Annotated in this window: 17 protein-coding genes; 3 read left to right on the top strand and 14 right to left on the bottom strand. The window is 68.3% G+C overall.

The features are described 5' to 3' along the window. Nucleotides 1-5: 5 nt before the first annotated feature. The 10 genes from ACGHX3_RS11170 to ACGHX3_RS11125 all read right to left on the bottom strand — a co-directional run bounded on the left by ACGHX3_RS11170 (nt 6) and on the right by ACGHX3_RS11125 (nt 15,064). On the bottom strand, nt 6-1,073 hold the full coding sequence (locus ACGHX3_RS11170) for a chemotaxis response regulator protein-glutamate methylesterase (RefSeq protein WP_379608873.1): 1,068 nt from the start codon (nt 1,071-1,073) through the stop codon (nt 6-8). After that, the gene (gene cheD, locus ACGHX3_RS11165) at nt 1,073-1,636 is read right to left on the bottom strand and encodes a chemoreceptor glutamine deamidase CheD (protein ID WP_162337328.1); all 564 of its coding nucleotides are present in this window, start codon (nt 1,634-1,636) and stop codon (nt 1,073-1,075) included. The genes ACGHX3_RS11170 and cheD overlap by 1 nt, the downstream gene beginning before the upstream one ends. A gap of 35 nt (nt 1,637-1,671) precedes the next feature. Further along, on the bottom strand, nt 1,672-2,583 hold the full coding sequence (locus tag ACGHX3_RS11160) for a CheR family methyltransferase (RefSeq protein WP_394694995.1): 912 nt from the start codon (nt 2,581-2,583) through the stop codon (nt 1,672-1,674). A 100-nt stretch (nt 2,584-2,683) separates the two neighbouring features. Beyond that, the gene (locus tag ACGHX3_RS11155; RefSeq protein ID WP_394694994.1) at nt 2,684-4,909 is read right to left on the bottom strand and encodes a methyl-accepting chemotaxis protein; all 2,226 of its coding nucleotides are present in this window, start codon (nt 4,907-4,909) and stop codon (nt 2,684-2,686) included. Between the two features lie 92 nt (nt 4,910-5,001). Continuing rightward, nucleotides 5,002-5,406: a hypothetical protein gene (locus ACGHX3_RS11150; RefSeq protein ID WP_162337318.1), complete on the bottom strand. Its 405-nt coding sequence runs from the start codon at nt 5,404-5,406 to the stop codon at nt 5,002-5,004. A 171-nt stretch (nt 5,407-5,577) separates the two neighbouring features. Continuing rightward, on the bottom strand, nt 5,578-8,187 hold the full coding sequence (locus ACGHX3_RS11145; protein WP_394694993.1) for an EAL domain-containing protein: 2,610 nt from the start codon (nt 8,185-8,187) through the stop codon (nt 5,578-5,580). Between the two features lie 174 nt (nt 8,188-8,361). Continuing rightward, complete coding sequence (locus tag ACGHX3_RS11140; protein ID WP_394694992.1) at nt 8,362-10,611, bottom strand: methyl-accepting chemotaxis protein; 2,250 nt, start codon at nt 10,609-10,611, stop codon at nt 8,362-8,364. Nucleotides 10,612-10,828: 217 nt separating this feature from the next. Continuing rightward, nucleotides 10,829-11,317 carry a chemotaxis protein CheW gene (locus tag ACGHX3_RS11135; RefSeq protein WP_394694991.1) on the bottom strand — a complete coding sequence of 163 codons (489 nt, stop codon included), beginning with the start codon at nt 11,315-11,317 and terminating at the stop codon, nt 10,829-10,831. Nucleotides 11,318-11,414: 97 nt separating this feature from the next. After that, complete coding sequence (locus tag ACGHX3_RS11130; protein ID WP_394694990.1) at nt 11,415-14,120, bottom strand: methyl-accepting chemotaxis protein; 2,706 nt, start codon at nt 14,118-14,120, stop codon at nt 11,415-11,417. A 164-nt stretch (nt 14,121-14,284) separates the two neighbouring features. Next, nucleotides 14,285-15,064 (bottom strand): flagellar brake protein, encoded by a 780-nt coding sequence (locus ACGHX3_RS11125; RefSeq protein ID WP_394694989.1) that lies wholly within the window; start codon nt 15,062-15,064, stop codon nt 14,285-14,287. A 451-nt stretch (nt 15,065-15,515) separates the two neighbouring features. Between ACGHX3_RS11125 and ACGHX3_RS11120 the strand changes: the two genes are divergently transcribed. Further along, nucleotides 15,516-17,057 (top strand): hypothetical protein, encoded by a 1,542-nt coding sequence (locus ACGHX3_RS11120; protein ID WP_394694988.1) that lies wholly within the window; start codon nt 15,516-15,518, stop codon nt 17,055-17,057. 48 nt (nt 17,058-17,105) lie between these two features. On the opposite strand, the gene ACGHX3_RS11115 is transcribed toward ACGHX3_RS11120, so the two are convergent. After that, complete coding sequence (locus tag ACGHX3_RS11115; protein ID WP_394694987.1) at nt 17,106-17,849, bottom strand: CPBP family intramembrane glutamic endopeptidase; 744 nt, start codon at nt 17,847-17,849, stop codon at nt 17,106-17,108. A gap of 96 nt (nt 17,850-17,945) precedes the next feature. On the opposite strand from ACGHX3_RS11115, the gene ACGHX3_RS11110 reads away from it, so the two are divergent. Together ACGHX3_RS11110 and ACGHX3_RS11105 are read left to right on the top strand one after the other, a co-directional pair. Continuing rightward, nucleotides 17,946-18,959, top strand: coding sequence for a L,D-transpeptidase (locus ACGHX3_RS11110; protein WP_394694986.1), 1,014 nt, complete (start codon nt 17,946-17,948; stop codon nt 18,957-18,959). A gap of 210 nt (nt 18,960-19,169) precedes the next feature. After that, a complete protein-coding gene (locus tag ACGHX3_RS11105) occupies nt 19,170-19,931 on the top strand; it encodes a hypothetical protein (RefSeq protein WP_394694985.1) in 762 nt (253 codons plus the stop codon). Between the two features lie 87 nt (nt 19,932-20,018). On the opposite strand, the gene ACGHX3_RS11100 is transcribed toward ACGHX3_RS11105, so the two are convergent. The 3 genes from ACGHX3_RS11100 to ACGHX3_RS11090 form a co-directional block, all read right to left on the bottom strand. Next, complete coding sequence (locus tag ACGHX3_RS11100) at nt 20,019-22,265, bottom strand: methyl-accepting chemotaxis protein (RefSeq protein ID WP_394694984.1); 2,247 nt, start codon at nt 22,263-22,265, stop codon at nt 20,019-20,021. 28 nt (nt 22,266-22,293) lie between these two features. Beyond that, the gene (locus ACGHX3_RS11095; RefSeq protein ID WP_394694983.1) at nt 22,294-23,055 is read right to left on the bottom strand and encodes a transporter; all 762 of its coding nucleotides are present in this window, start codon (nt 23,053-23,055) and stop codon (nt 22,294-22,296) included. Between the two features lie 213 nt (nt 23,056-23,268). After that, nucleotides 23,269-25,917 (bottom strand): Cache 3/Cache 2 fusion domain-containing protein, encoded by a 2,649-nt coding sequence (locus tag ACGHX3_RS11090; RefSeq protein ID WP_394694982.1) that lies wholly within the window; start codon nt 25,915-25,917, stop codon nt 23,269-23,271. Nucleotides 25,918-25,992 lie beyond the last annotated feature (75 nt).

Genomic DNA, 25,992 nt, shown 5'->3' with positions numbered 1-25,992 from the left:
GCTGCTCAGGCGATCGCCGCCGCCAGGTCCAGCAGGCGCTGGGCGATGCGTTCCAGCGGCAGCGCTTCCTTGGCCGCACCCAGCCGCATGGCGGCGCCGGGCATGCCCCAGACCACGCTGCTCGCTTCGTCCTGCACCAGCGTCGGCGCGCCGGCCTGGCTCATTTCCAGCAGGCCGCGCGCGCCGTCGTCGCCCATGCCGGTGAGGATGGCGCCGACCGCGTTGCCACCCGCGCTCTGCGCGACCGAGCGGAACAGCACGTCGACCGCCGGCTTGTGGCGGTTCACCGCCGGGCCGTCGTCGATGCGGGCACGCCAGCGGGCACCGTCGCGGATGATCCGCATGTGCTGGCCGCCGGGCGGCAGGTAGGCGTGGCCCGGCAGGATGGCTTCGCCGTCGCTGGCCTCGCGCACGGCCATCGCCGAATGGCGGTCCAGGCGCTCGGCGAAGGCGCGGCTGAAGCCGGCGGGGATGTGCTGCGTCAGCACGATGGCGGGGGCGTCGGCGGGCATCTGTTCCAGCACCACGCGCAAGGCTTCGGTGCCGCCAGCGGACGCGCCGATGGCGATCAGGCGGTCGGTGGTGCGGAAGCGCAGCGCCGGCGGCGCCGGCAGCGCGGCATCCAGGTTCACGCGCGGCGCACCGGTGCGGGCCAACGGCCGCACGCGCGCTTTTGCTGCGGTCTTGACCTTGGCGATGATCTCGTCGGAATACGACTGCAATCCGCTGGCGACATCGAGCTTGGGCTTGGAGACGAAGTCCACCGCGCCCAGCGCCAGCGCCTGCAGGGTGGTGTCGGCGCCGCGCTCGGTCAGCGAGGAGATCATCACCACCGGCATCGGCCGCAGGCGCATGACGTTCTCCAGGAACGCCAGGCCGTCCATGCGCGGCATTTCCACGTCCAGCGTCATCACGTCCGGGTTCAGGCGCTTGATCTTGTCGCGCGCCAGCAGTGGATCGGCGGCGGAACCGACGACCTCGATGCCGGGGTCGCGGGAGAGGATTTCGGTCAGGATCTGGCGCACGACCGCCGAGTCGTCGACGATCAGCACGCGGCAAGGGGTCGTACTCATCAGAACAGCTCCACGCCCCCGGTGACGGGAGCCCTGGACAGGCGGGCGCGGGCCGCGGATTCGGCGGCCAGCACTTCGGCATCGTGGGCATGCGGCAGGCGCTGCACGACCGCACGGCCGGTGTCGGGGAAGTACCAGACCTTGCGCGGATGGATACCGCGCAGGTCTTCGGCCACCACCGGGATGCGCTCGGCGTCCAGGTAGCGGCGGACGAATTCGGCGTTGCGGGTGCCCACCGGATTGCTGGTGAAACCCTTCAGCACGTTGGCGCCGCCGAACACCTTGGCCTGCAGCCGGCTGCGGGCGGCGCCGCGCTTGAGCAGGTCGTTGATCAGCAGTTCCATCGCGTAGCTGCCGTAGCGCGCGGGCGCGCCGTCGCCGATGTTGCCGTCGGGCAGCAGGAAGTGGTTCATGCCGCCCAGCTTGAGCAGCGGATCGCGGATGCACGCGGCCACGCACGAACCGAGTACGGTGACCAGCGCGGTGTGGTCGTCCACCACCAGGTACTGCGTGGGCAGCAGCTTCGCCGCCTCGGTCTTGAAGCGGATGTCGTGGTAGCGCATCACGCTGCCATCGGCGAAGGCGGCCGCGGCGGCACTCACGCGGAGGCTCCGGCACGCCGGTACAGCGTGCGCCCGCAGGGCTGGATGATGTCGGCCGCGTGCAGATAGTTCTCGGAGTGCCCGGTGTACAGCATGCCGTCGTCGGCCAGGTGCGGCACCAGGCGGGTCAGGATGCCGCGCTGGGTCGGCTTGTCGAAATAGATCATCACGTTGCGGCAGAACATCGCCACGAACGGACCGGCCACGTCGTAGCGCGGCGCCAGCAGGTTGAGCGGGCGGAACTCGATCAGCTGCCGCAGTGCCGGATGCACGCGGCACTTGCCTTCGTTGGGGCCGCTGCCGCGCTGGAAGTAGCGCCGCTTCAGCGCATCGTCCAGACCGGCGATGCGCTCGATCGGATAGACGCCGCGCTCGCCGGTGGCCAGCACCTGCGTGTCGACGTCGGTGGCCAGGATGCGCACCGGCGGCGTCAGCGTGCCGTAGGCCTCGCAGGCGGAAATGGCGATCGAATAGGGTTCCTCGCCGGTGGAGGCGGCGCAGGACCAGATCTTCAGCGGACCGTCGTGGCGGCGCTTGGCCAGTTCTTCCTGCAGGCGTTCGAAATGGTGCGGTTCGCGGAAGAACGAGGTCAGGTTGGTGGTCAGTGCGTTCGTGAACGCCTGCCATTCGTCGCCGCCGTCGCGTTCCAGCTGATCCAGGTAGTCCTTGAAACTGCGCAGGCCGAGCGCGCGCAGGCGACGCGAGAGCCGGCCGTAGACCATGTCGCGCTTGCCGTCGGCCAGGGCGATGCCGGCGCGTTGGCGGATCAGCTCGGCGACGCGGCGGAAGTCGCGGTCGTCGAACTCGAAGTCGCGCGCGCCGGACGCGGGAACGTCGTCGCGGTCGGGCAGGGCGGTGGTCCGTCGTGTCGTGGTAACCGGAGCGATGGAGCGGGTACTGACGGACATGGGCGTCTCGAAAGAGCGGGTACTGATGGAGTACTCGACCGATGCACCGTCACCAGGACGGTGCATCGATCATCGGCCGGACGGATGCAAGCCGCGTGCCTCAGAACTCCTGCCAGTCGTCGCCGTCGGCCAGGGCCGGTTCCAGCGCAGCCTTGGCGGGGACGCGTGCGACCGGCTTCGCCGGGGCGGCAGCAGGAGCCGCCTTGGCCGGCTTGGCGGCGGCCGGTGCGGCATGGGCGTGCAGCTTGAACACCGACACCGATTCGCTCAGGGCCTGCGCCTGTTCTTCCATCGAACGGGCAGCGGCGGACGCCTCTTCCACCAGCGCGGCGTTCTGCTGCGTGGTTTCGTCCATCTGGGTGATGGTCTGGTTGACCTGCTCGATGCCGGCGCTCTGCTCCTGCGAGGCGGCGGAGATCTCGGCCATGATGTCGGTCACGCGCTGCACCGACGCCACGATCTCGGCCATGGTCGTGCCGGCCTGGTTCACCAGCTTGGAGCCGTCGGCGACCTTGTCGACCGAGGTCTCGATGAGGCCCTTGATCTCCTTGGCCGCGTTGGCCGACCGCTGGGCCAGGGTACGCACTTCGGAGGCGACCACGGCGAAGCCGCGGCCCTGCTCGCCGGCACGCGCGGCTTCCACCGCGGCGTTGAGCGCCAGGATGTTGGTCTGGAAGGCGATGCCGTCGATCACCGAGATGATGTCGGCGATCTTCTTCGACGAATGCTCGATGTCGCGCATCGTCGTCACCACCTTGCCGACCACCTCGCCACCCTGCGATGCCACGCCGGCGGCGCCGATCGACAGCTGGTTGGCCTGGCGGGCCGATTCGGCGTTCTGGCGCACGGTGGAGGTCAGTTCCTCCATCGAGGCGGCGGTTTCTTCCAGGTTGGCGGCCTGCTGCTCGGTACGGCGCGACAGGTCCGAGTTGCCCGAGGCGATCTCGCCGGCGGCGGTGTTGATGGAGCTGGAAGCATCCTGGATGCGGCCGACGATGTCGGTCAGCTGCGCCACGGTGGCGTTGGCGTCGTCGCGCATGGTGGCGAACACGCCATGGAAGTCGCCTTCCATCTGGGCGGTCAGGTCGCCGCGCGCGATGGCCTTCAGCAGCTCGGACACCTCGGCCAGGTTCTCGTCGGTCGTCTCCATCAGCTGGTTCAGGCCGTCGATCATGTCGCGGAAGTCGTACTGGTACTTGTCCACGTCGCCGCGCTGGCTGAAGTCGCCGGAGGAGGCGGCCATGGCCAGGCGCTTGATCTCGCCGTTGATCGCCGACAGGTTGGTCTTGGTGGCGTGCATGGTTTCGGTGAGGTTGGCCTTCTCGCCGGGCAGCTCCGGCATGTCCTGGCTCAGGTCGCCCACCGAATAGCGCTGCATGATCTTCAGCGCATCGCCGATCGCCTGCAGGTGCGAGGCGACCAGGGCGTTGGTGTCGCGCACCATGCGGCCGTACTCGCCGGGGAATGCGCTGTCGTCCATGCGGTAGCTGATCTGGCCTTCGTCGTGGCGCGCGGCCATCTCGCTCTGCGCGGCGATCACCGACTGCACCTGCGTCTGCATGCGCTGCATGGCGGTGAGCAGCTGGCCGACTTCGTCCTGGCGGCTGGTGTCGATCCTGCCGTCCAGCTTGCCGGCGGACACGTCGTTGGCCACGCGCACGGCTTCGCCGACCGCATTGGCGATGGCGCGGGCGAAGAACCAGGCCAGGGCCAGGCCGCCGACGATGCCGGCCAGCAGCATGACGATCGTCAGCGTGCTGGAGGCGGTGTAGGTGCTGTCGGCGCTCGCGCTGGCCTGCTTGGCTTCGGCATCGACGATGCCGATCATCGCCGTCAGCGCATCGGCCGCCTTGGTGTGCTGCTCGCGCGTGGCGCCGATGAAGGTGTCCACGGCGTCATCCGGCAGTCCCAGGTCCAGCATTTCCTGCACTTCGCCGTAAGACTGTTTGGCGGCTGCCCAGTCCTTGACGAACTGCTCATACGCCTTCTTCTCCGGGGCCGTGCTGATCAGCTTGGCGTAATCCTTGATGGCCGCATCGATCTCCTTTTCCTGTGCGGCCGCGCGGCTCTTGGCTTCGGCCTTGACGGCGTCGCTGGCGCGCACGTGCTGGCGGTAGGCGGTGGTACGGAATTCACCGAGCATGCCGCGCAGGTCGCCCGCGGCCTTCACGCTGGGCAGCACGTTGTCGGTGACCTGGGTGGTCACGCCGTTCAACGAGTTCAGGCCGACGAAGGCGGCGATGCCCTGGACCAGCATCAGGGCCAGCACGACGCCGAAGGCGAGCATCATCTTCGTCGTCAGTTTGAGGTTCTTGATCCGCTGCATGGGATTCTTTTTCCTTTACCGGGGCGCGCGCCGCGCCGCTCTCAGTGGCAACCAGGACAGGGCAGGGCGTCGCGCCCTGCCCGTGAAGCGGATCAGCGGATCGTGGCCAGCTTCAGGTTGGACGGCGAGTTCACCACGATCTCGGCGCGCGACTGGTCGCGCTCGATGGTGCCGATCACGCAGACGTCCTTGCCTTCCAGTTCTTCCGGGGCCGGCTTGAACTTGGCGCGGGCGTCGCCCGGGATGCGCGCGGTGAAGGTGTGGCGCGGGAAGTTGCCGCCCATGTACAGGAAGGTCGGCGTGCCTTCGGTGTTCTCCGCGAAACGCGCCTTGCCCACCTTGCCGCAGACCGTGCCGGCCTTGCCGGTGAAGCGCGAGGCCATGTCGGCCGGGATGGCGTTGTCGATCTGCGACTGGCTGCTGGCGGGGGCTGCGGGCATCAGCAGGGCGGCGCCGACGACGGCGATGGACAGGGTCAGGACGGATGCGATCTTCATGCCAGTAACTCCGGATGGGCAGGGAAAAGGAGGGAAGGACTCACCGCCTGAGATCGGCCCTGCACCATCAAACTTGAGAAGGCCGTCGCATCGGGCGTCACGGATGTGCGTGATTGGAACCGGGGTCACACTTCGCATGTCCTGGCCCGTCGCCGGACCGCGGGCCGGGAATCACGCCAGCGCGGCGTCGGCCTGGCTTTCGCGCATGGCGGCGTAGCCCTGCGCCTGCAGCCAGTCTTCCAGCGGACCGGGCGGCAGCGGCGGCGAGAACAGGTAGCCCTGCAGCACGGGGAAGCGCTGCTCGGTGAGGAAGCGGTGCTGGGATTCGGTCTCCACGCCTTCGGCCACCACCTTCATGCCCAGGCTTTCGCCGATGCGCAGCACCGAGGACGTCAGCGTGCGCGCGATGGCGCTGGTGTCGATGTCGCGCACGAAGCTCTGGTCCAGCTTCAGTTCGCTGATCGGCAGGCGATGCAGGTGGCTCAGGCTGGAATAGCCGGTGCCGAAGTCGTCCAGCGACAGGCGCACGCCCAGCACGTAGATGGCCTCGATGTTCTCCAGCACGTCCGGGTCCGGATCGAGCATGACGCTCTCGGTGATCTCCAGCGTCAGGTCGTCGGGGACCAGCCCGTGTTCGTCCAGCAGGTCGGAGATCTGCAGCGACAGCTGCGGGTCGCGGAAGTTGATCGCGGACACGTTGACCGACACGCGCGGGATGTCGATGCCGCGCCGGCGCCAGTCCGCCATCTGCGCGCAGGCCTGGCGCAGGACCCACAGGCTGAGGTCGGCAATCAGGCCGCATTCCTCGGCCACCGGCACGAAGCGCGATGGCGGGATGACGCCCAGATCGGCGTGGTGCCAGCGGAGCAGTGCTTCGACGCCGTACAGCTGCTGGCCGCCGCAGCCGCCGACCTGCGGCTGGTACTGCAGGTTCAGCTGGTCCAGCCGCAGCGCATCGCGCAGCGCGGCCTCCAGCGAGACGCGCTCCTGCGCCAGCCGGTTCATGTCGACGCTGAAGAAGCGGAAACCACTGCCGCCGTCGCGCTTGGCGCGGTACATCGCCATGTCGGCATGGCGCACCAGCAGGTCGATGTCGCGGCCGTCGTCGGGGAACATGGCCACGCCGATGCTGGCGCTGGGATGCAAGGTCATCAGGCCGGCGGTGGTGGGCGCGGCGATCGCGCCCAGCAGGCGTTCGGCGACGCTGCCGGCCTGTTCGGCGCTGCACATCGGCAGCACCGCGACGAATTCGTCGCCGGCCTGGCGGCCGACGATGTTGATGCCGCCGAGTTCCTCGCTGAGGCGCGCGGCGACGTCGCGCAGCAGGCCGTCGCCGGCGGCGTGGCCCTGCGCGTCGTTGACGCGCTTGAAGCGGTCCAGGTCGATGAACAGCACGGCGGCGGTGCCGTTGCCCTGCGCGACGTTCGCCAACGCCTGTTCGGCCTTGGCGCTGAACATGATGCGGTTGGGCAGGCCGGTCAGCGTGTCGTAGAACGCGAGCTGGTGCACGCGCTCGTTGGTCTGCTCGCGCTCCAGCGTCAGCGAACACAGGTGCAGGCACGTGTCGGCCAGGCGTTCGTGCAGTTCCTCGGGGCCGCGGTTCTCGCGGTAGTAGAACGACAGCGTGCCGAGCACGCGGCCGCTGCTCGACTTGATCGGGTGCGTCCAGCACGCGCGCAGGCCCAGCGGCGTGGTCAGGTGGCGGGTGTTGGCGCACAGCGGATCGCTGGCGATGTCCTTCACCAGCACCGCGCGGCCACGCCAGGCGGCAACGCCGCTGACACCGGCGCGCGGACCGATCGGCAGGCCATTGATCTTGCGCGCCCACGCCTCCGGCAGGCTCGGCGAGGCGAGGGCATGCATCAGCCCCTCGCTGTCGACGGTGATGATGGACACCGTCAGCTCCGGCGCGATGTGTTCCACCTCGCGGCAGATCAGCGTCATCACGTCGGCGACGCTCCACTCGTGCACCAGCGCGTCCAGCACCTTGTTGTGCAGCACCTGGTGCATCTTGGTCTGGGTGATGTCGCTGAGCACGCTGACCAGGCCCAGCAGCGAGCCGTCCTCGTCGTGCACCGGGTTGATCGCCGCGGACAGCCAGAGCGGGCGGCCCGCCTTGGTGTACAGCAGGACTTCGGTCTGCAGGCCCTCGCCGGCGGCCATCGCGCGGCTGATGCGCTCGTCCAGCGAACCGTCGGTGTGCGGCCCGGACAGCAGGTCCGACGGCTTGATGCCGCGCAGTTCCTCCAGCCGGTAGCCGAGCATGCGGGTGAAGCCGCTGTTGACGTAGACCACCTCGCGGTCGGCCGAACTGATGAAGATCGCGTTGTCGCTGCTGTCCACGACGATGGACAGCTGGCGCAGCCGCGCCAGTTGCCGCTGCTGGTCGCTCGTGTCGCGGACGAAGGCCGTGTGGAACACGTGGTCGCCGATCACGACCTTCGACATCGAGACCGAGCAGGCCGCTTCGCTGCCGTCGGGCCGCAGCAGCGTCGCGTCGCGATGGCTGCCCATCAGGGCCGCCAGGGTCGATTCGGTGGTGCCGCCGGCCTGTACCTCGCTCAGTAGGCGGGTGAACGGCAGGCCGTGCACGTCCTCGCGCCGGCAGCGCCACAGCGCTTCCGCGGCGGGGTTGAACAGCACGACGCGATGGCGGCTGTCGATGACGAACGCGGCGTCGACGGACTGCTCCAGGACATGCCAGAGGCTGTCCTGTGCCGGTTCGACCGGCGTCTGTGCGTCGCGCAGCGGAGTCAGCGCGTTCAGTGTGCGACGAAGCATGCGCTGTCCTTGCCGTGCACCCGGGGCTGGCGGTGGGCGTCGTCGTGGGCGGTGATTGCGACGGTCATCGGGAGCCGGGAAAGGGAGCCTTCTGGTGACATATCGGCCATGGTCCGGGTTACTTGAACGCGGTCACGGGACGGACGTGGAATGCGGCACGTGATCCCTGATGCGTCAGAACTCCTGCCAGTCGCCGTCGGCGAGCGCGGGTTCCGGCGTGCGCGCAAGCGGCTTGCGGGCGACGGCCCTGGCGGCCGGCTTCGGCGTGGCGACGGAGGCGGTGGCGATGGCCTTGCGCAGGGGGGCGCTGGCCGTGGCGTGCAGCTTGAACACCGAGACCGACTCCGTCAGTGCCTGCGCCTGCTCTTCCATCGAGCGGGCGGCGGCGGTGGCTTCCTCCACCAGCGCGGCGTTCTGCTGGGTCACTTCGTCCATCTGGGTGATGGTCTGGTTGACCTGCTCGATGCCGGCGGACTGTTCCTGGGAGGCGGCGGAGATCTCGGCCATGATGTCGGTCACGCGCTGCACGCTGGCCACGATCTCGGCCATGGTCGCACCGGCCTGGTTCACCAGCGCCGAGCCATCGGAGACCTTCTCCACCGACGTCTCGATCAGGCCCTTGATCTCCTTGGCGGCGTTGGCCGACCGCTGGGCGAGGGTGCGCACTTCCGAGGCGACCACGGCGAAGCCGCGGCCCTGCTCGCCGGCACGGGCCGCTTCGACGGCGGCGTTCAACGCCAGGATGTTGGTCTGGAAGGCGATGCCGTCGATGACCGAGATGATCTCGGCGATCTTCCTGGACGACTGTTCGATGTCGGTCATGGTCGTGACGACCTTGCCGACGACATCACCGCCCTGCGAGGCCACGCTGGCGGCACCGATGGCGAGCTGGTTGGCCTGGCGGGCGGATTCGGCGTTCTGGCGCACGGTGGAGGTCAGTTCCTCCATCGAGGCGGCGGTCTCTTCGAGATTCGCGGCCTGTTGTTCGGTACGACGCGAGAGGTCGTGGTTGCCGGAGGCGATCTCGCCGGCGGCGGTGTTGATGGAGCCGGAAGCATCCTGGATGCGGCCGACGATGTCGGTCAGCTGGGCGACGGTGGCGTTGGCGTCGTCGCGCATGGTGGCGAACACGCCATGGAAGTCGCCTTCCATCCGCGCGGCCAGGTCGCCATCGGCGATGGCGCGCAACAGGGCCGACAGCTGGGCGAGGTTGCGGTCGCTGGTGGCCATCATGGTATTCAGGCCCTGCACCATCTGCAGGAAGTCATGGCGGAAGCCGGCTTCGGCGCCGCGAGCCGTGAAGTCGCCGGCCGCCGCGGCCTGCGCGAGGCGCTTGATCTCGCCATTGATGGCCAGCAGGCTTTGCTTGGCGGCGTCCATCGCCTCGTGCAGGAAGGCGCGCGTGCCGGGCAGGCGGCGGGCGTCTTCGCTCAGGTCGCCGTTGGCGTAGCGTTCCAGGATGCCGATGGCGTCGCGGAAGGCATCCAGGTGCTCGAACATCATCGTGTTGATGCCGCCGGCCAGTTCGCCGTACACGCCGGGGAAGTCCTCCGGCATGCGGTGGCCGATGTCCTCGGCCTCGTGCAGGCGGATCATGTCGCGCGTCTCGTGCGAGAAGCGCTCCAGCATGTGCACCATCTCGTCGGTGGCCTTCAGCATCTGGCCGACCTCGTCGCGGCCATGGTGGCCGGTGCGCACGCTCAGGTCGCCGCGCGAGACGCCCTTGATGGCGGACAGGGCGCGCGCCACCGGTTCCAGCACCGACTGGCCGATGACCCAGCTGATCGCCATGCTCAGCAGCACCAGCAGGCCGCCCGCGATCGTCATGATGAAGGTGAACTGCAGCGCCTGCGCCTGCGTGTCGTCGAGGTAGACGCCGGTGCCGACCACCCAGCCCCACGGCTGGTACAGCGCAGCGTAGGAGGTCTTCGGTACCGGGTCTTCTTCGCCGGCCTTGGCCCAGCTGTAATCGACGTGGCCGCCGCCGGCCTTCGCCACGCGCACGAACTCGGGGAAGATCCGCTTGCCGTCGGGGCTTTCCACCTCGCCCAGCGGCTTGCCGATCAGGTCCGGCCGCGACGGATGCATCAGCATCACGGGGGCTTCGTCGGTGACGAAGAAGTAGTCCACGCCGTCGTTGGCCTGCATGGCGGCGAGGGCGGCGAGCGCGCGCGCCTTCGCTTCGGCTTCGTCCAGCGTGCCGGCTTCGGCCTGCCTGGCGTAGCTGCCGATCACGCCCAGCGCCATGTCGGTCTGCGCTTTAAGTCCGGCCTGGCGTGTCGAGTTCAGGTCCAGGTACTGCATGCGCGCCGCGATGACGGCGAGCGCAACCGTGCCGAAGGCGATCAGGGCGGTCTGGATAAGGAAGCGGCGCTTCAGCGGCAGGTTGGAAAGCGTGGTGGCAACGCGGGCGGCAAACGTCATGGCAATCTCGGACGGCGGAATGACAGCAGGGAGGAGGGCGGGACGCGTGGCATCCCTTCAGGGTTATCGGCCGCGACGCGGGAACTTTCAGTGAGTCGACGGGGCATGCGACCAAAAGCGCATGTCCTGCCAGGCGGTTGCCGCAAAAGCGAAGACCGCGGGCCTCGCGGTCCGCGGTCTTCAGGAAACACCCTGCTGCCGGCAGCGTGGCGGAGGATCAGGCGGTCACCTGCTCCGGCAACGGCTGGCCGAGGTCGGCACTGTCGATCAGCGTTTCGATGTCGAGCAGGATCAGCATGCGCTCGTCCACCGTGCCGATGCCCGAGATGAAACGGGTGTCGACGCTGGCGCCGAATTCGGGCGTGGGACGGATCTGCTCGGCGTTCAACGCCAGCACGTCCGACACGCTGTCCACCACGATGCCGACCACGCGGTCTTCCACGTTCAGCACGATCATCACGGTGAAGGCGTCGTAGCGCGCTTCCTTCAGCCGCAGCTTCAGCCGCAGGTCGATCACCGGCACGATAGTGCCGCGCAGGTTGATGACGCCTTTGATGTAGTCCGGCGCATCCGGCAGGCGGGTAACCGAATCGTAGCCGCGGATTTCCTGGACCTTCAGGATGTCCACGCCGTAGTGCTCGTCTCCCAGGGTGAAGCTGAGGAACTCGTCCGCGCTCGCCGCGGCCTGGGTCTTCTTGTCGCTCATTCGTCGGGCTCCTGTGGCAGCCGGTAAGGGGGCGGGGTTCCCGGGGCGGAACCGGTCAAGGCCTAGATCGGCCCCGGGCGGGGTTTCTTTAGCGGACTCAGCTGGCGTGCGGTTCGGACACCAGGCGCGGCGCACCGCCGGCGGCGATGCGGGTGACACGCTCCTGCACCAGCCGCGCCACGCTGCCCTGGCCATCCAGGCGGAAGGTCGACACGGCGTCGGCCAGCGCCTGCGCCTGCTCTTCCATCGAGCGGGCGGCGGCGGTGGCTTCCTCCACCAGTGCGGCGTTCTGCTGGGTCACTTCGTCCATCTGGGTGATGGTCTGGTTGACCTGCTCGATGCCGGCGGACTGTTCCTGCGAGGCGGCGGAGATCTCGGCCATGATGTCGGTCACGCGCTGCACGCTGGCCACGATCTCGGCCATGGTCGCGCCGGCCTGGTTCACCAGCGCCGAGCCATCGGAAACCTTCTCCACCGAATTCTCGATCAGGCCCTTGATCTCCTTGGCGGCGTTGGCCGAACGCTGGGCCAGCGTGCGCACTTCGGAGGCGACCACGGCGAAGCCGCGGCCCTGCTCGCCGGCGCGTGCCGCTTCCACGGCGGCATTCAGCGCCAGGATGTTGGTCTGGAAGGCGATGCCGTCGATGACCGAGATGATCTCGGCGATCTTCTTGGACGACTGTTCGATGTCGGTCATGGTCGTGACGACCTTGCCGACGACATCACCACCCTGAGACGCCACGCTGGCGGCACCGATGGCCAGCTGGTTGGCCTGGCGCGCCGACTCTGCGTTCTGGCGCACGGTGGAGGTCAGTTCCTCCATCGAGGCGGCGGTTTCCTCCAGGTTGGCGGCCTGCTGTTCGGTGCGCCGCGACAGGTCCAGATTCCCCGAAGCGATCTCGCCGGCGGCGGTGTTGATGGAGCCGGAGGCGTCCTGGATGCGGCCGACGATGTCGGTCAGCTGCGCGACGGTGGCATTGGCATCGTCGCGCATGGTGGCGAACACGCCATGGAAGTCGCCTTCCATCCGCGCGGTCAGGTCGCCCTTGGACAGCAACTGCAGCACGCCGGAGACGGCCTCGACGCTGCCGGCGATCGCGGACAGCAGGCCGTTGACCTGCTGCGACAGCATCAGCAGGAAGCCCTGCTTGCCGGTCTCGGCGATGCGTCCGCTCAGGTCGCCCTGCGCGGCGGCCTGCACGATGCGGGTGACTTCCTGTTCGACCATGACCTCATGGGTACGGTCCGCCCACTCGACCACGTAGCCGATGCGCTGGCCGTCGCCATCGGTCACCGGGTTGATGATCAGCTGCATGATGCGGCCGCCGACGGTGATCTGGGCGCGATGGGTGCCCTGCAGCTGCGCCAGCATGCGCGCCTGGTGCTCGGGCTTCCTGTGGAAGATGTCGATGCTGCTGCCGACCACGGTACGCACGTCGAACGCGGGCAGGTCGCGGCGCAGGTCCTGTTCGACATCGGCCAGCATCTTCATCAGCGGGCGGTTGGCATACACGATGGTGCGGTCGGCGTCGGCGATCATGACGTTGGTGGTCACGTCCTCCAGCGCGGTGCGGATACGCAGGCTCTCCTTCGCCACCACGGCGTCGCGCTCGATCCGTTCGCGCAGGTTGGCCTGCATGCTGCGCATGGCCTTCATCAGCGTGCCGATCTCGTCGTTGCCGCTGGCATCGATGTCGCTGTCCAGCTTGCCGCGCGCGATGTCGTCGGCGACGCGCACCGCACCGGCCAGCGGCTTCGCGACCTGGCGGCGCAACAGCCAGAACACCGCGCTGCAGAGCAGGGCGGCGCCCAGCGCGCCAACCGCGATCACCGTCCACAGCACGGCACGGGCTTCCTGCATCAGCACGGCGCGCGGCACCACCACGCCGAGTGCGAAGCGCTCCTGCGCGTCGCCGATCTGCAGCGGCACGTAGGCTTCCATCACCGCTTCACCGCCTGCGTTGGTGGATTCGCGGAACACGGGCTCGCCGGCGGCGATCTGCTTCATCACCTCCGCGGCCTGCGCGCCGGCGAACGGCTTGCCGACCGAGGCGGCATCCTGGTCGGCGATGACCACGCCGGCCGGCGTCAGCAAACGCACGAATCCCGCGTCCATCGGCGTGAGCTTGGCGATGCGCGCCTGCAGCGACTGCAGGGCGAAATCGACGGTCATAACGCCGACGTACTTGCCTTCGTCCAGCACCGGCGTGGACAGGGTCGTCATCAGCACGTCCTTGCCCGCGATCTTGTAGACATAGGGTTCGGCGACGACCTGGCGTTTCAGTTCGCGCGGCCGCAGGTACCAGTCGCCGGCACCGGGGACTTCGTAGTCGCGCAGGGCCTCTTCCAGCGGCGCGCCGTCGCTCCATGCCCAGTAGCTCATGAAGCGGCCGGTATCGTCGTGGCCGGGAGCGGAGACGTAGTCCGCATCCTTGCCGTCGAAGGCGTCGGGCTCCCACAACGTGCCCACGCCCACCCATTCCGGGTGGGCTTCCAACTGGCGCTTGAAGATGGCGCTGGCGGCGGCGCGGCTGATGCCGTCGCCGCTGCGCTGTGCAAGCAGTGCGCCCGCGAGTGCGGCATTGGTGTCGAACGCGCCGGTCAGCTCGCCCGAGATGCGCTGCGCCTCCAGGTTCGCCAAGCCCTCCATCGTGGTGCGCGCACCGGCGAGCAGCGACTGGCTGCTGCGGAGGTAGCTGGCGGCCGCGGCGACGCCGAAGGCGAGCAGGGCGACGATGGCGGTGCCGTACATCACACGCGTGGCGATGCTGCGGGAGGAGAAGCGCGTGGAAGCAGATGACATGGAGACCTCGTTGACAGGTGTGGCGTCGCAACGCCCGCGATCCGGGGTGGGTGGAACCTGTCCGGTATCACGGCCGTGGTACGACCCCTATCGGCGGCACCGCGGCTTCATTGAGTCGGTGCTGGCCCGTACCCGACGAGTGGTGCGGGAAACAGCGATGCCGGTCACGCCGCGCCGCGTTCGCGGGCGCTGCGCTGGCGCTCCAGGCGGAAGATGTAGCGCTGGATCAGCGCATCGCCACCGCGCGGCATGTCGGTGAACTGGCAGCCGGCGCGCCAGCTCTCGCTGCCGTTCTGGTTGAGCTGGCGGTGCAGGCTCTTGACCATCAGGCGCACGCTCAGCGGGCCGCTGTCGGGCAGGTGAAGCTGGCAGCCGGTGAATTCCTTGTAGGGCTGCAGCGTCGGTTCCTCGGCCTGCACGGCCAGTGCGATGCCGCCGCCGCTGATGTCCAGCACGCGGTAGGCGCGGTAGGTCGTCTCGCCGTCGGGATGGCGGGTGGGAATCTCGCAGTCCATCGGCTGGGTGACCGGCACCTGGAGGCGGTAGAACTCGCGCCGCTGCAGGCGCAGGACGCTTTCCGGCAACGGCGCGCGGAAGGCGACCTGGCCGTCCTTCTGCACGCGTTGAAGGTCGTACAGCTTGAACTGCACGTGGATGCGTTCCAGCCGCGACACGCAGGTGACGTGGCTGGCTTCCTCGATGCTGCGGTTGATCGTCTCCGCGGCGCTGCCGTCGATCAGCACGCCGTCCTCATCCTCCAGCACCTCGATGACGGACGTCGGAAAGGTGTGGTTGCGCGGCATGGCGCACCCGCTGACCAGCGCCCGCTTGTCGATCAGCGACTGCAGGATCTGGCGGATCGCGTACTCGCCGTGCACCAGGTACTTTTCTTCGTCGTCGTACCCGACGGGATCGGCCAGGGGGGCGTCGCTGGACTCGGTCATGCGGAGCGGAAACGTCAGGTCAGGGAAGGCGTCACAGGCTGTATCGGCGGGTGTCACAAACTCTTTAACCGGCGCATTCGCCGATGCGGGTGTCCTGGCGTGAAGCCGACTGCCTGCATGTACATGGGTGTAGCAGACGGACGGCACCCTCGAATCACATTTGTCCAACACATGCCGGCGCACGCTGCCCGTCACATCCCGGGAGCGCGTGGCCAGCATGGCGGCGATTCCCGGACGCGCGAGGGACCGCGCTGCTGGCGGACACGGGCATGCGTGACATGCACCGCCGCCGACATCCTCGATCCCTTACGCCGTCATGGGGAGTGCGCCGGGCTGCGCCCGCGATATGAGCGGCGCGACGGGAACCGCCGACCGGAATGCCTGACGCGGTCCGCGCCCACCGACGTTGCCGTGTTGCTCGGGCGGTCGTGGCACAGGGAAGGAGAGCGCCATGTATGGGAATGCGAACGTGCGCCGCGGCGCGCCGCTGCGGCGCTATGTCGTCTGGCTGGCATGGGCCTGCGCGGCAGCGTTGCCGACGGCATGGGCGGGCGAGATCGAGCAGGGCGTCCTGCTGCTGCGCTGGGGCGATGCGCGGCCTGCCGCGCCTGGGCAAGCCGGGCATCCCCCGCGCTTCACGGCGTGGCTGGACGCAGGGCCGGGTGCACACCGCCGGCTCGATGTCGCCCAGGCCACGCGCGCGGCAGGCGACCTCTATGCGCTGGCCAACCGTCGTGTGGCGGTGTCGCACGCCGCCCCCGGCAAGCGTGGGTCACGTCCGGTCATCGACGCCATCGTGCCTGTGGATCACGAGGCGCAACGGGCTCAGGTCGAGGGTGACGACGGCCGCCCGCGGCTGGCGGCACCCGTTCACGGCAGCACGCGCTGGATCACGCTGATGTGCCGATTCGCCGATGTGCCGGCGGAACCGAAGTCGCGCGATTTCTTCCAGTCCCAGTACGGCGATGCGCCAGGTCAGCTGGGCCACTACTGGTCGCAGGTGTCGCAGGGCGCCATCGACCTGGTCGGCAGCCAGCCCTATGGCTGGTATGCGCTCCCGCGCCCGCGCAGCGCCTATACGGGTGCGCAGGCCGATCTGTCGCTGCTGTTCGCCGATTGCGTGGCGGCCGCGGACGGGGAGGTCGACTTCACCGGCGCCATGGGCGCCAACCTGATGTTCAACGAGGAATTGGATGGCTATGCCTGGGATGGCGGCGCATGCGCGATGTTCGATGGCACCTACGACTGCCTGCGCGCCACGTGGAATCCACCCTGGGCGTTCGCGAACCTGGCCGCCCTGGCCCATGAAATGGGGCACGGCTACGGCCTGCCGCATTCGGACAACAGCGATGGCGACGCCGACACCTACGACAATCCCTGGGACCTGATGAGCGACGCGTGGCGCCACGCCGGCAGCGATCCGGTGTACGGGCTGCTGCCCAAATACATCAACGCGTACCAGCGCGAGCGGTTGGGATGGGTGGCGCCAGCCGGCCGGCTCACCGTGCAGGCAGGGGACATCGGCACGCATGACGTCATGCTGGATGTCGTCGATGCACCCGTCGGTTCCGGCGTGCAGTTGCTGGTGCTGGCGTTGCCGACGCAACCCGATCCGTTCGCGACAGTCGTCTACATCGTGGAGGCGCGTCGGCGTAACACGCCCTACGAGTCGAACCTCGCCGGCGATGCGGTCATCATCCATGCCCTGCGTGCGTACGGAACCACCCAGAGCCTGGACAGCGATGTGCCGCCGGCGACGTATTCCGCCAACGAGGGCTCGATGCTCAGGCCGGGCGAACGCTTCCGCCTGCCGCAGGGCCAGCACCAGGTCGACGTCATCGCCGCAACGGCCACCGGCTTCCTGGTGCGCGTAGGGCCGGTGGCGCGCGTGATGAGTTCGCCGTTGCCGGCGCTGGTGCGCGCGGAAAGCGGCGCAGCCGTCTCGTCTCCATCGCGTCCGCTGCGGCGTCCGCACGTGAATCGACACCGCTGAAAGCCCGCTCCGTTCCTGTCCGTGTCGTTGAGCGCGAGGCAAACAGGGTCAGTGCGGCAGTGACCCCAGCATCAGGCTGATGCCGAACAGGGTCCAGTCGTTGAGTACGTGCGCGCCGGTGGACACCCACAAGTTGCGCGAGAACAGATAGGCCAGACTTAGCACCAGCCGGGCGCTGCCGATGATCGCCAGGCACTGCACCAGGTCCCACTGGTAGGTGGGCAGGTGCGCCAGCGCGAACGGGATGGCCGACAGCAGCCACGCCAGCACCACGGCAGTGCGTTTCCGTAGCTTCATCCGGGCATGCAGCCACCACAGCAGGGCGAGCAAGGGCAGGATGGTGAGCAGTTCCTCGCCCAGCAGCTGCGGCACCATCGCCGCGAAGGCCATGACACGGGTGGCGGTATCCGCTTCAGCGATCGACTTGAACGCGGGATTGGCCGACCCATGGTCCAGGCCGTTCATCAGCAGCCCGATCAGCAGCGTGATCACCAGGTTCAATGCGGCGATGCCGACCATCAGCAACAGGTCGCGCCCCCGCAGCCGATGGAACAGCGCGGTCCAGTGTCGTCCTGCCACCAGCGCCAGTGCGGCCAGGGGCACCGTGCAGAACAGCAACGCCGGGATCCACATGCCCCACGCGGGCGCAGGGCGCGTCCACGGGGCGACCAGCAGCCAGAACGCCAATGCCACGCCGGCCAGCACCAGGAGCCACTGCGGTCCGGACAGGCCGATCGGCCGGTTGTCGTAGAAGGGGAAGTCGGGACGATCCTGCGAACCGGTCGGGGGCATGGACGACTCCGGGGACGAACGGCGGCATTTAAGCACGCGCCCGCGCAATGTGTGACACGATCCTGGTGCTCGTGCCATCCCGACAAGGACACCGCGATGATCCGGACCACACGGTTCGCATGGCTGCTGCTGGCGCTGTTTTCCTTCGCTGCGCATGCCGCGCCTTTCTGGGGTGCGAAGACCTCCAGCCCCGCCGGTACGCCGCCGGCCGCGCTCAAGCCCGGCGAATGGGTCTGGGGTGGTGATGCGAAGGACATGGGGCCGATGGCGGTGGTGGTCAGCCTGACCGAGCAGCGCGCCTACGTGTACCGCAATGGCCTGCTGATCGCGGTGTCGACCGTCAGCACCGGCAAGCCCGGGCACGAAACGCCGACGGGGGTGTTCACCATCCTGCAGAAGGACAAGGACCACCACTCGAGCAAGTACAACGATGCCCCCATGCCCTATCAGGAGCGCCTGACCTGGGATGGCGTGGCGCTGCATGCCGGCGGCTTGCCTGGCTATCCCGAGTCGCACGGCTGCGTGCACTTGCCCACCGAGTTCGCGCGACTGTTGTTCGACGCCACCACCATGGGCATGGTGGTGGTGATCGCGAAGGAGGGCATGGCCCCTGAAGATCTTGTGCATCCGCCTGTCGCCAGCCCCATCGATCCCAGGACCGGGGCCGAGGATGCTGCCCAGCTACTGGGCGCGGCCGAGTCCTTCCGCTGGGAGCCGCAGAAATCGCCGACCGGTCCACTGTCGATGGTGATGAGCACGGCGGACCGTCGCCTGTTCGTCTTCCGGAACGGTATCGAGATCGGGCGGGCGCGGGTGGATTTCCGGGATGGTCCGGCGCCGCAAGGAACACATGCATACCTGGTCTCGGCCGCCACGCCCGGGCAGCCGCCCGCGTGGCGCCGGATCGGCATTCCCGGCCGCGAAGACGAGGCCGGACAGGATGTCGCCGCACGGGATGTGGCGCGGGTCGTCGTCCCGCCTGCATTCACTGCAGCGGTTTCACCGCTGCTCCGGCCAGGCGTGGTGCTGCTGCAGACCGACCTGCACGTGTTGCCCGACACCACGGGACCCGCGCTTCAGGTGCTCAATGCGGATGTTCCCGCCCTGTAGCTGCGTGATCGGAGGGCATTCTTCACGCCATCTTGGTGACGAGGAGGGGATGCTCCGCGCGCGACCATCACACGCTCCGCCCCGCAGTGCGCCGGGACGTGGCGTGAACCGCAGCAGACAGAAGTCCACCGCGGGCAGGGAATGCACCGCACATCCGATCGTCGATCCAACCCGCTACAGCCGTCGTCGAAACCCACCAGGAGAGTCAACATGCGTCTTGCCCGCCGTGGTTCCGCCTGCCTTGTCACACTATTCGCCGCCTCCTTCGCCGCGTCCGCGCAGACGCCGCCCGATGTGGAGGATCTCGTTGGTGCGCGTGGGGCAGGGGGCGAAACCCAGCTGCAGTCGCGCGGCTACGAGCAGCGCGATTCCAATACCGTGCGCGACCAGCGCTTCACCTTCTGGTGGAACGCGAAGCGGAACCAGTGCATCTCCGTGTCCACCATGGACGGCCGCTACGCCTCGATCCAGTCCGTGCCGGCGGCAAACTGTGGTGCATCGGGGGGTGGAACGGGTGGGGCATCGCCGCGCCCATATCCTTCCACCGAGCGTGATCCCAATTCGCTCGTGCTGGTCTGCTACGGCGCCGGTACCCGACCGACGGTGACCAGCGAGCCCAACTACAGCTGGGACGACAAGCGCAACAAGTGGCACGAAGCCGATACCGTGCGCGCCACTACCGAGGGTTTCAACAGCGACGTGCAGATCGAACTGTACGGCGACCACGGCCGCATCCATCTGGGTGCGCCGCTGATTCCGCCGATCAACTCGCATGGCGACCACGGCTGGTGGGACCTGGAGAACCTGCAGGTCGGCACGGACCGCATCACCGCCACCTATCGCCTCAATGGCATGAACAAGCCGCGCCTGACCGTCGACCGCCGCTCCGGCCGCATCAACATCGAGGGCGGCACCACGTTCTCCGGCCAGTGCGACATCGGCAACTACGGCGGTGGCCAGCGCCGGTTCTGATCGCCTCCAAGCAAGGGGGACCGTCTGGCGCGCATGGCGCCCGGGTCGTCTGCTGCATGGACCGTTGAGTGCCCGCGGTGAGGCGGATCAGAACTCCTGCCACTCGCTGTCGTTGGCGAAAGTCGGATCGGTCCTGCCGGGTGCCGGCTTGCGGGCGGCGGTCCTGGGTTTCGCGGCTGGCGCGGCGGGCGTGTCCTTGCCGTGGGTGGCGGCCGCAATGGCGTGACGCACCGGTGCGCTGATGGTGGTGTCCAGCGTGAACACGGCGACCGACTCGGCGAGCGCGCGTGCCTGTTCCGCCATCGACGTGGCGGCAGCCGAGGCTTCTTCCACCAGTGCGGCGTTCTGCTGGGTCGCTTCATCCATGTGGGTGATGGTCTGGTTGACCTGCTCGATGCCGGCGGATTGTTCCTGCGACGCGGCGGAGATCTCGGCCATGATGTCGGTCACGCGCTGCACCGAGGACACGATCTCGCTCATCGTCGTGCCGGCCTGGTCGACCAGCGTCGATCCTTCGGCCACCTTGTCCACCGAGGTTTCGATCAGGCCCTTGATCTCCTTGGCGGCGTTCGCCGACCGCTGGGCGAGCGTACGCACTTCCGAGGCGACGACGGCGAAGCCGCGGCCCTGTTCGCCGGCGCGTGCCGCTTCCACGGCGGCATTCAGCGCCAGGATGTTGGTCTGGAACGCGATGCCGTCGATGACCGAAATGATGTCGGCGATCCGTCGCGACGATTGCTGGATGTCGGACATGGTGGCGACGACCTTGCCGACGACGTCGCCGCCCAGCGAGGCCACCGAAGCGGCACCCATCGCCAACTGGTTGGCCTCGCGCGCGGACTCCGCGTTCTGGCGCACGGTGGAGGTCAGTTCCTCCATCGAGGCGGCGGTCTCCTCCAGGTTGGCGGCCTGCTGTTCGGTGCGCCGCGACAGGTCAAGATTGCCCGAAGCGATCTCGCCGGCGGCGGTGTTGATGGAACCGGAGGCGTCCTGGATGCGGCCGACGATGTCGGTCAACTGTGCCACGGTGGCGTTGGCATCGTCGCGCATGGTGGCGAACACGCCATGGAAGTCGCCTTCCATGCGCGCGGTCAGGTCGCCGCGGGCGATCGCCTGCAGCAGCGCCGAGACTTCGCCCAGGTTGCCGTGGGTGCTTTCCATCAGCGAATTGACGCTGGCGACCATCTCGCGGAAGTCATGGCGGTACTGCGCCACGTCGCCGCGCTGGGAGAAGTCGCCTTCGGCGGCGGCTGCAGCGAGGCGCTTGATGTCGCCATTGATCGCCGACAGGTTTGCCTTGCACATGTCCATCGCCTCGGTGATGACGGCCTTCTCGCCCGGGAGGCGATCCATGTCGGCCGAGAGGTCGCCGACGGCGTAGCGCTGCATCAGGTCGACCAGCCGCATCTTCATGTCGACGTGCGCGGCCACCAGTGCATTGGTGTCGTGCACCATGCGTCCGTAGTCGCCGGGGAATGCGGCTTCGTCCATCCGGTAACTGATCGTGCCCTGCTCGTGGCGTTCCGCCATGTGGCGCTGCGCCACGATCACCGCCTGCACCTGTTCCTGCACCTGCTGCATGCTGTGCGCCAGGCTGCCGCGATCGCCGTCCCGCAGCGCGACGCTCCGGCTGAAGTCGCCGGCGGCGATGCGGCGTGCGATGTCCGCCACGTCGGCGGGTTCGCCGCCGAGTTGACGGCGCAGCGCGCGTGCGATCCAGCCACCCAGCGCCGACAGCGCCAGGATGGCGAGCACCGCGCTGAGCCACTGCCGGCGTGCGACACCGGCGGCGCGGGTATCCGCCTCGGCATGCGCGACGCGGTCGGCGGCGGTGATACCGTCGCTGATCGCCGCCATCCGCGTTTCGAGTTCCTCGAAACTGGCGATGAAGTCGGCATAGGTCCGGTCGACGGTGGCGACGCCTTCCTCCACCTGGCCGATCACGGTGCCGGCGTGGCCGATGTAGCCATCCAGCGCGGGGCCGATCTCCTGCATCGTCCTGGCTGTGGCGGCATCGAGGTGCAGTTTCGCCTGTGCATTGGCGGCGATCGCCTCGCGGAACGTGGCCGCGTGTTCCTGCCAGGCCTGCCGTGCCGACGCGACGCCGGCGGTATCGTCCTGGCGGCCGGCGAGCATCGCGGCCAGCACGTCGCCGCGCAGCGCGTCGTGCATCATGTCGGCCTGCATGTGATGGCGCAGCGAGAGCGCACTGGCGTTCTGGTCTTCCAGCGACGCCAGCAGGTCGCGCTGGCCGAGATGGCCGATCACGCCCATCGCCACCAGCCCCAGGAGGGCGGCGGCGATCAGCGTGGCGAGCATGTGGGTGGTCTTCATGGTGGTTGTCCGGTCGGGGCGGTGACGGTCAGAAGCGTGCCGACACGCCGACGGTCACGGCGTGGTCGGGCGTGCGGCGATTGAGGCCCGCGCTGTACGCTAGGTCGAGTTGCACGTCGTCGTTGAGCAGCCAGGCGCCGCCCAGGTCCAGCGTGGCGATGGTGCCGCCGTCGTTCGCGCGTGCGATCTGCGGGAGCGCGACTTCGGCGAACGTGCGGAACCGGTCCGTCCACGCCTTGCCGACGACCACGCCGAGGATGCCGGCGGTGTAGCGGCGGCCCTCGTCGTCGCTTTCGCGTACCAGGCCGGGCATCACGCCGAGGGAATAGTCGTTGGCCAGTTCCCACTCGGCGACGAAGCGCACCGACGGATGAACGCCGTGCCCGCGGAACGCGCGGTCGCCGCTGGGCAGGTCGGCGTGCACCAGCCAGGCCAGCGACGGCCCGCGTTCGCCGGAGCCGGCGACGTGGTACTTGGCACCGACCGAGACATCGGCCAGGCCGCTTTCGCGCTCGCCGTCCGTCGTGCTGCGCAGCCAGCCGTCGCCCTCCAGGCGGAGTTCCCAGTGGTCGGAAACACCGAGGCGCAGCAGCGTGGGGGTGGCGAACGTGCGCGCGTCGCCGTCCTGCTCCCATGCGACGCTGGTTTCGACTTGGACACGATGCGCGCCCACGGTCAGGCTGGACTCGACGAAGTCGGGGCGGTCGGTGGCGATGGGTTCGGCGGCCCGCGCATCGGCGATCGTGATGGCGAGCAGGATCAGGGGGAGGAAGCGGCGTGCGTGCGGCATGGGAAGTCACCAGGTCGGGTGGATCCGGTCCGTCATCGGGCCGGTGGCTCCGTAGCTATCGGCCCGGCCGGCAGGCGCTTGAATCACATATTTCCCTGTTTATCAGTAACTTGCATAACGTTTGGCGGCGCCATAATCGCGAAAAAGCAGACGGCCCGGACAATGCCGGGCCGTCGTGTACGCGATGCCTGCGCCAGGGCGCGGGCCCTGCGGTCAGAACTCCCGCCAGCCGTCGTCGTCGCCGTCGGCGAGTACGGGTGCTGGCACGCGCGCCGGGATGGCGCGGACCTGCTTCTGTTCGACACTGCGCCGCGCCGCAGGTGCGACGTGCGTGGACGTTCTGCGGACAGTGCGGTCGTCCGCATGCAGCTTGAATACCGCGACGGACGTGCTGAGCGCCTGTGCCTGCTGCTCCATCGAGCGCGCGGCGGCGGTGGCTTCCTTCACCAGCGCAGCGTTCTGCTGGGTGGTCTCGTCCATCTGCACGATGGTCTGGTTGACCTGCTCGATGCCCGACGACTGCTCCTGCGACGCCGCCGAAATCTCGGCCATGATGTCGGTCACGCGCTGCACGCTGGCCACGATCTCGGCCATCGTCGCGCCGGCCTGGTTCACCAGCGCGGAACCGTCGGCAACCTTGTCGACCGAGGTTTCGATCAGGCTCTTGATCTCCTTGGCGGCGTTGGCCGAACGCTGGGCCAGCGTGCGCACTTCGCTCGCCACGACGGCGAAGCCGCGGCCTTGCTCACCGGCACGCGCGGCTTCCACCGCGGCGTTGAGCGCCAGGATGTTGGTCTGGAAGGCGATGCCGTCGATGACCGAGATGATCTCGGCGATCTTCTTCGACGACTGTTCGATGTCGGTCATGGTCGTGACGACCTTGCCGACCACGTCACCGCCCTGCGAGGCCACCGACGCCGCACCGATGGCCAACTGGTTGGCCTGACGGGCCGACTCGGCGTTCTGGCGCACGGTCGAGGTCAGTTCCTCCATGGAGGCGGCGGTTTCTTCCAGGTTGGCGGCCTGCTGTTCGGTACGGCGCGAGAGGTCGTTGTTGCCACTGGCGATCTCGCCGGCGGCGGTGTTGATGGAGCCGGATGCGTCCTGGATGCGGCCGACGATGTCGGTCAGCTGGACGACGGTGGCGTTGGCATCGTCGCGCATGGTGGCGAACACGCCGTGGAAGTCGCCTTCCATCCGCGTGGTCAGGTCGCCGCGGGCGATGTCCTTCAGCAGTCGGGAGACCTCGGCCAGGTTGTCATCGGTGGTCTCCATCAGGTGATTCAGTCCACCGACCATGTCGCGGAAGTCGTGCCGGTATTTTTCGACCTCTCCACGCTGGCTGAAGTCGCCGGCCGAAGCCGCCATGGCCAGGCGCTTGATCTCGCCGTTGATGGCCGAAAGTGTGGTCTTGCAGGCATCCAGTGTTTCGGTGATGAACGCTTTTTCACCTGGCAGGCGGTCCATGTCTTCCGACAGGTCGCCGTCGGCATAGCGTCGCATGATGCCGACCGCACGCATCTTCACCGCGATGTGCGCAGCGACCAGCGCGTTGGTATCGCGCACCATGCGTCCGTACTCGCCCGGGAACGCGCTGTCGTCGATGCGGAAACTGATGTTGCCTTCGTCGTGGCGATGCGTCATCTCGCTCTGCGCGGCGATCACCGACACCACCTGGGTCTGCACCTCGTGCATCGCGGACATCAGCTGGCCGACTTCGTCGGTACGCGAGGTCTCGATCCTGCCGTCCAGCCGGCCGGCGGCGACGTCCTTGGCGATGGCGACCGCCGAGCGCAGCGGACGCGAGACGACGCGACGCACGCCGACCGCCGTGAGCACGCCGATCACGACCAGTGCGAGCAGCGACAGCGCGAGGATCGCCACCGTCAGCGAGCGGCTGGCGGCCAGCACGTTGTCGCGCGGCTCCACGGCGACCAGCGCCCATTTCCACGGGGCGAAACGCTGGACCGCCACCAGGGCGGGCACGGCCGGCTCGCCGGCCCTGGATGCGATGTCGAGGACCGCATGGCCCTTGTCCTGGTCGAGCAGCGCCTTCATCGCCGGCACGGAGCCGGCGTCGACCACGTCGGTGTAGGGGGATTCCTGGCTGGCAGGATGTGCCGCCAGCGTGCCCTGGTGGTCTCCCTCGGCCAGATCGACGACGAAGAAGTAGCCGGCCTTGCCGAGTTGCGTCGTGCGCAGCTTGTCCTTCAGCGCCGCCAGTCCGTCACCGTAGTTCTGGCCGACGAACAGGATGCCGACGGTCGTGCCTCCGGCATCCTGGAGGGGCTGGTAATGGGTCATGTAGTCGCGGCCGAACAGCCGTGCGCGACCGGTGTACGGCTTGTCTTCCAGCATCAGCGCATAGGCCGGGTGCTTGTGGTCGAGCGCGGTACCGATGACGCGCTGGTCCTCGGTATTGCGCAGCGACGTGGTGGCGCGGATGAAATCGTCGCCCTGGCGCACGAAGAGCGTGGCGACCACGCCGGTGGCGTCGGTGAACCGGTCCACGTGGGTGAAGTCGAGGTTCATCGTCTGTTCGCCGAAACGCAGCGCGGGCACCTCGGCATCGCCGATGGGCGCGCTGGCGGCCGTGTCCACCGACACGTCGCCCGAAGGCAGCGACGCGCGGAAGCTGCGCGCCATCCGCTGCGTGGCGTCGGTCAGCGTGCTGTCGTACAGCGCGACGGATTCCAGCATGACCTGCGCGGCGACATCCAGGTCGGCGAGCGCACGCTCCTCGATGGCGCGGCTGGACTGCCGCTGCACCACGAACGCGAGCAGGGCGAGCACCACCGCGACGGCGACAGTGACCTGGAGGGAGAGTTTGCTGCCGAGGGAAAGACGCGCGAGTCGGGTCATGGGGCAGGGAGGTGGTTGAGGTATCCAGACCGGTATCGGCGTTGCACCTACCAAATTGAGCGCTGCGTCAGAGTT

It is taken from the genome of Pseudoxanthomonas japonensis (assembly GCF_043632995.1).
Lineage (GTDB): Bacteria > Pseudomonadota > Gammaproteobacteria > Xanthomonadales > Xanthomonadaceae > Pseudoxanthomonas_A > Pseudoxanthomonas_A japonensis.
Note: the sequence above shows the minus strand (reverse complement) of the source record. Positions and strands in the feature narration are given on the sequence as shown.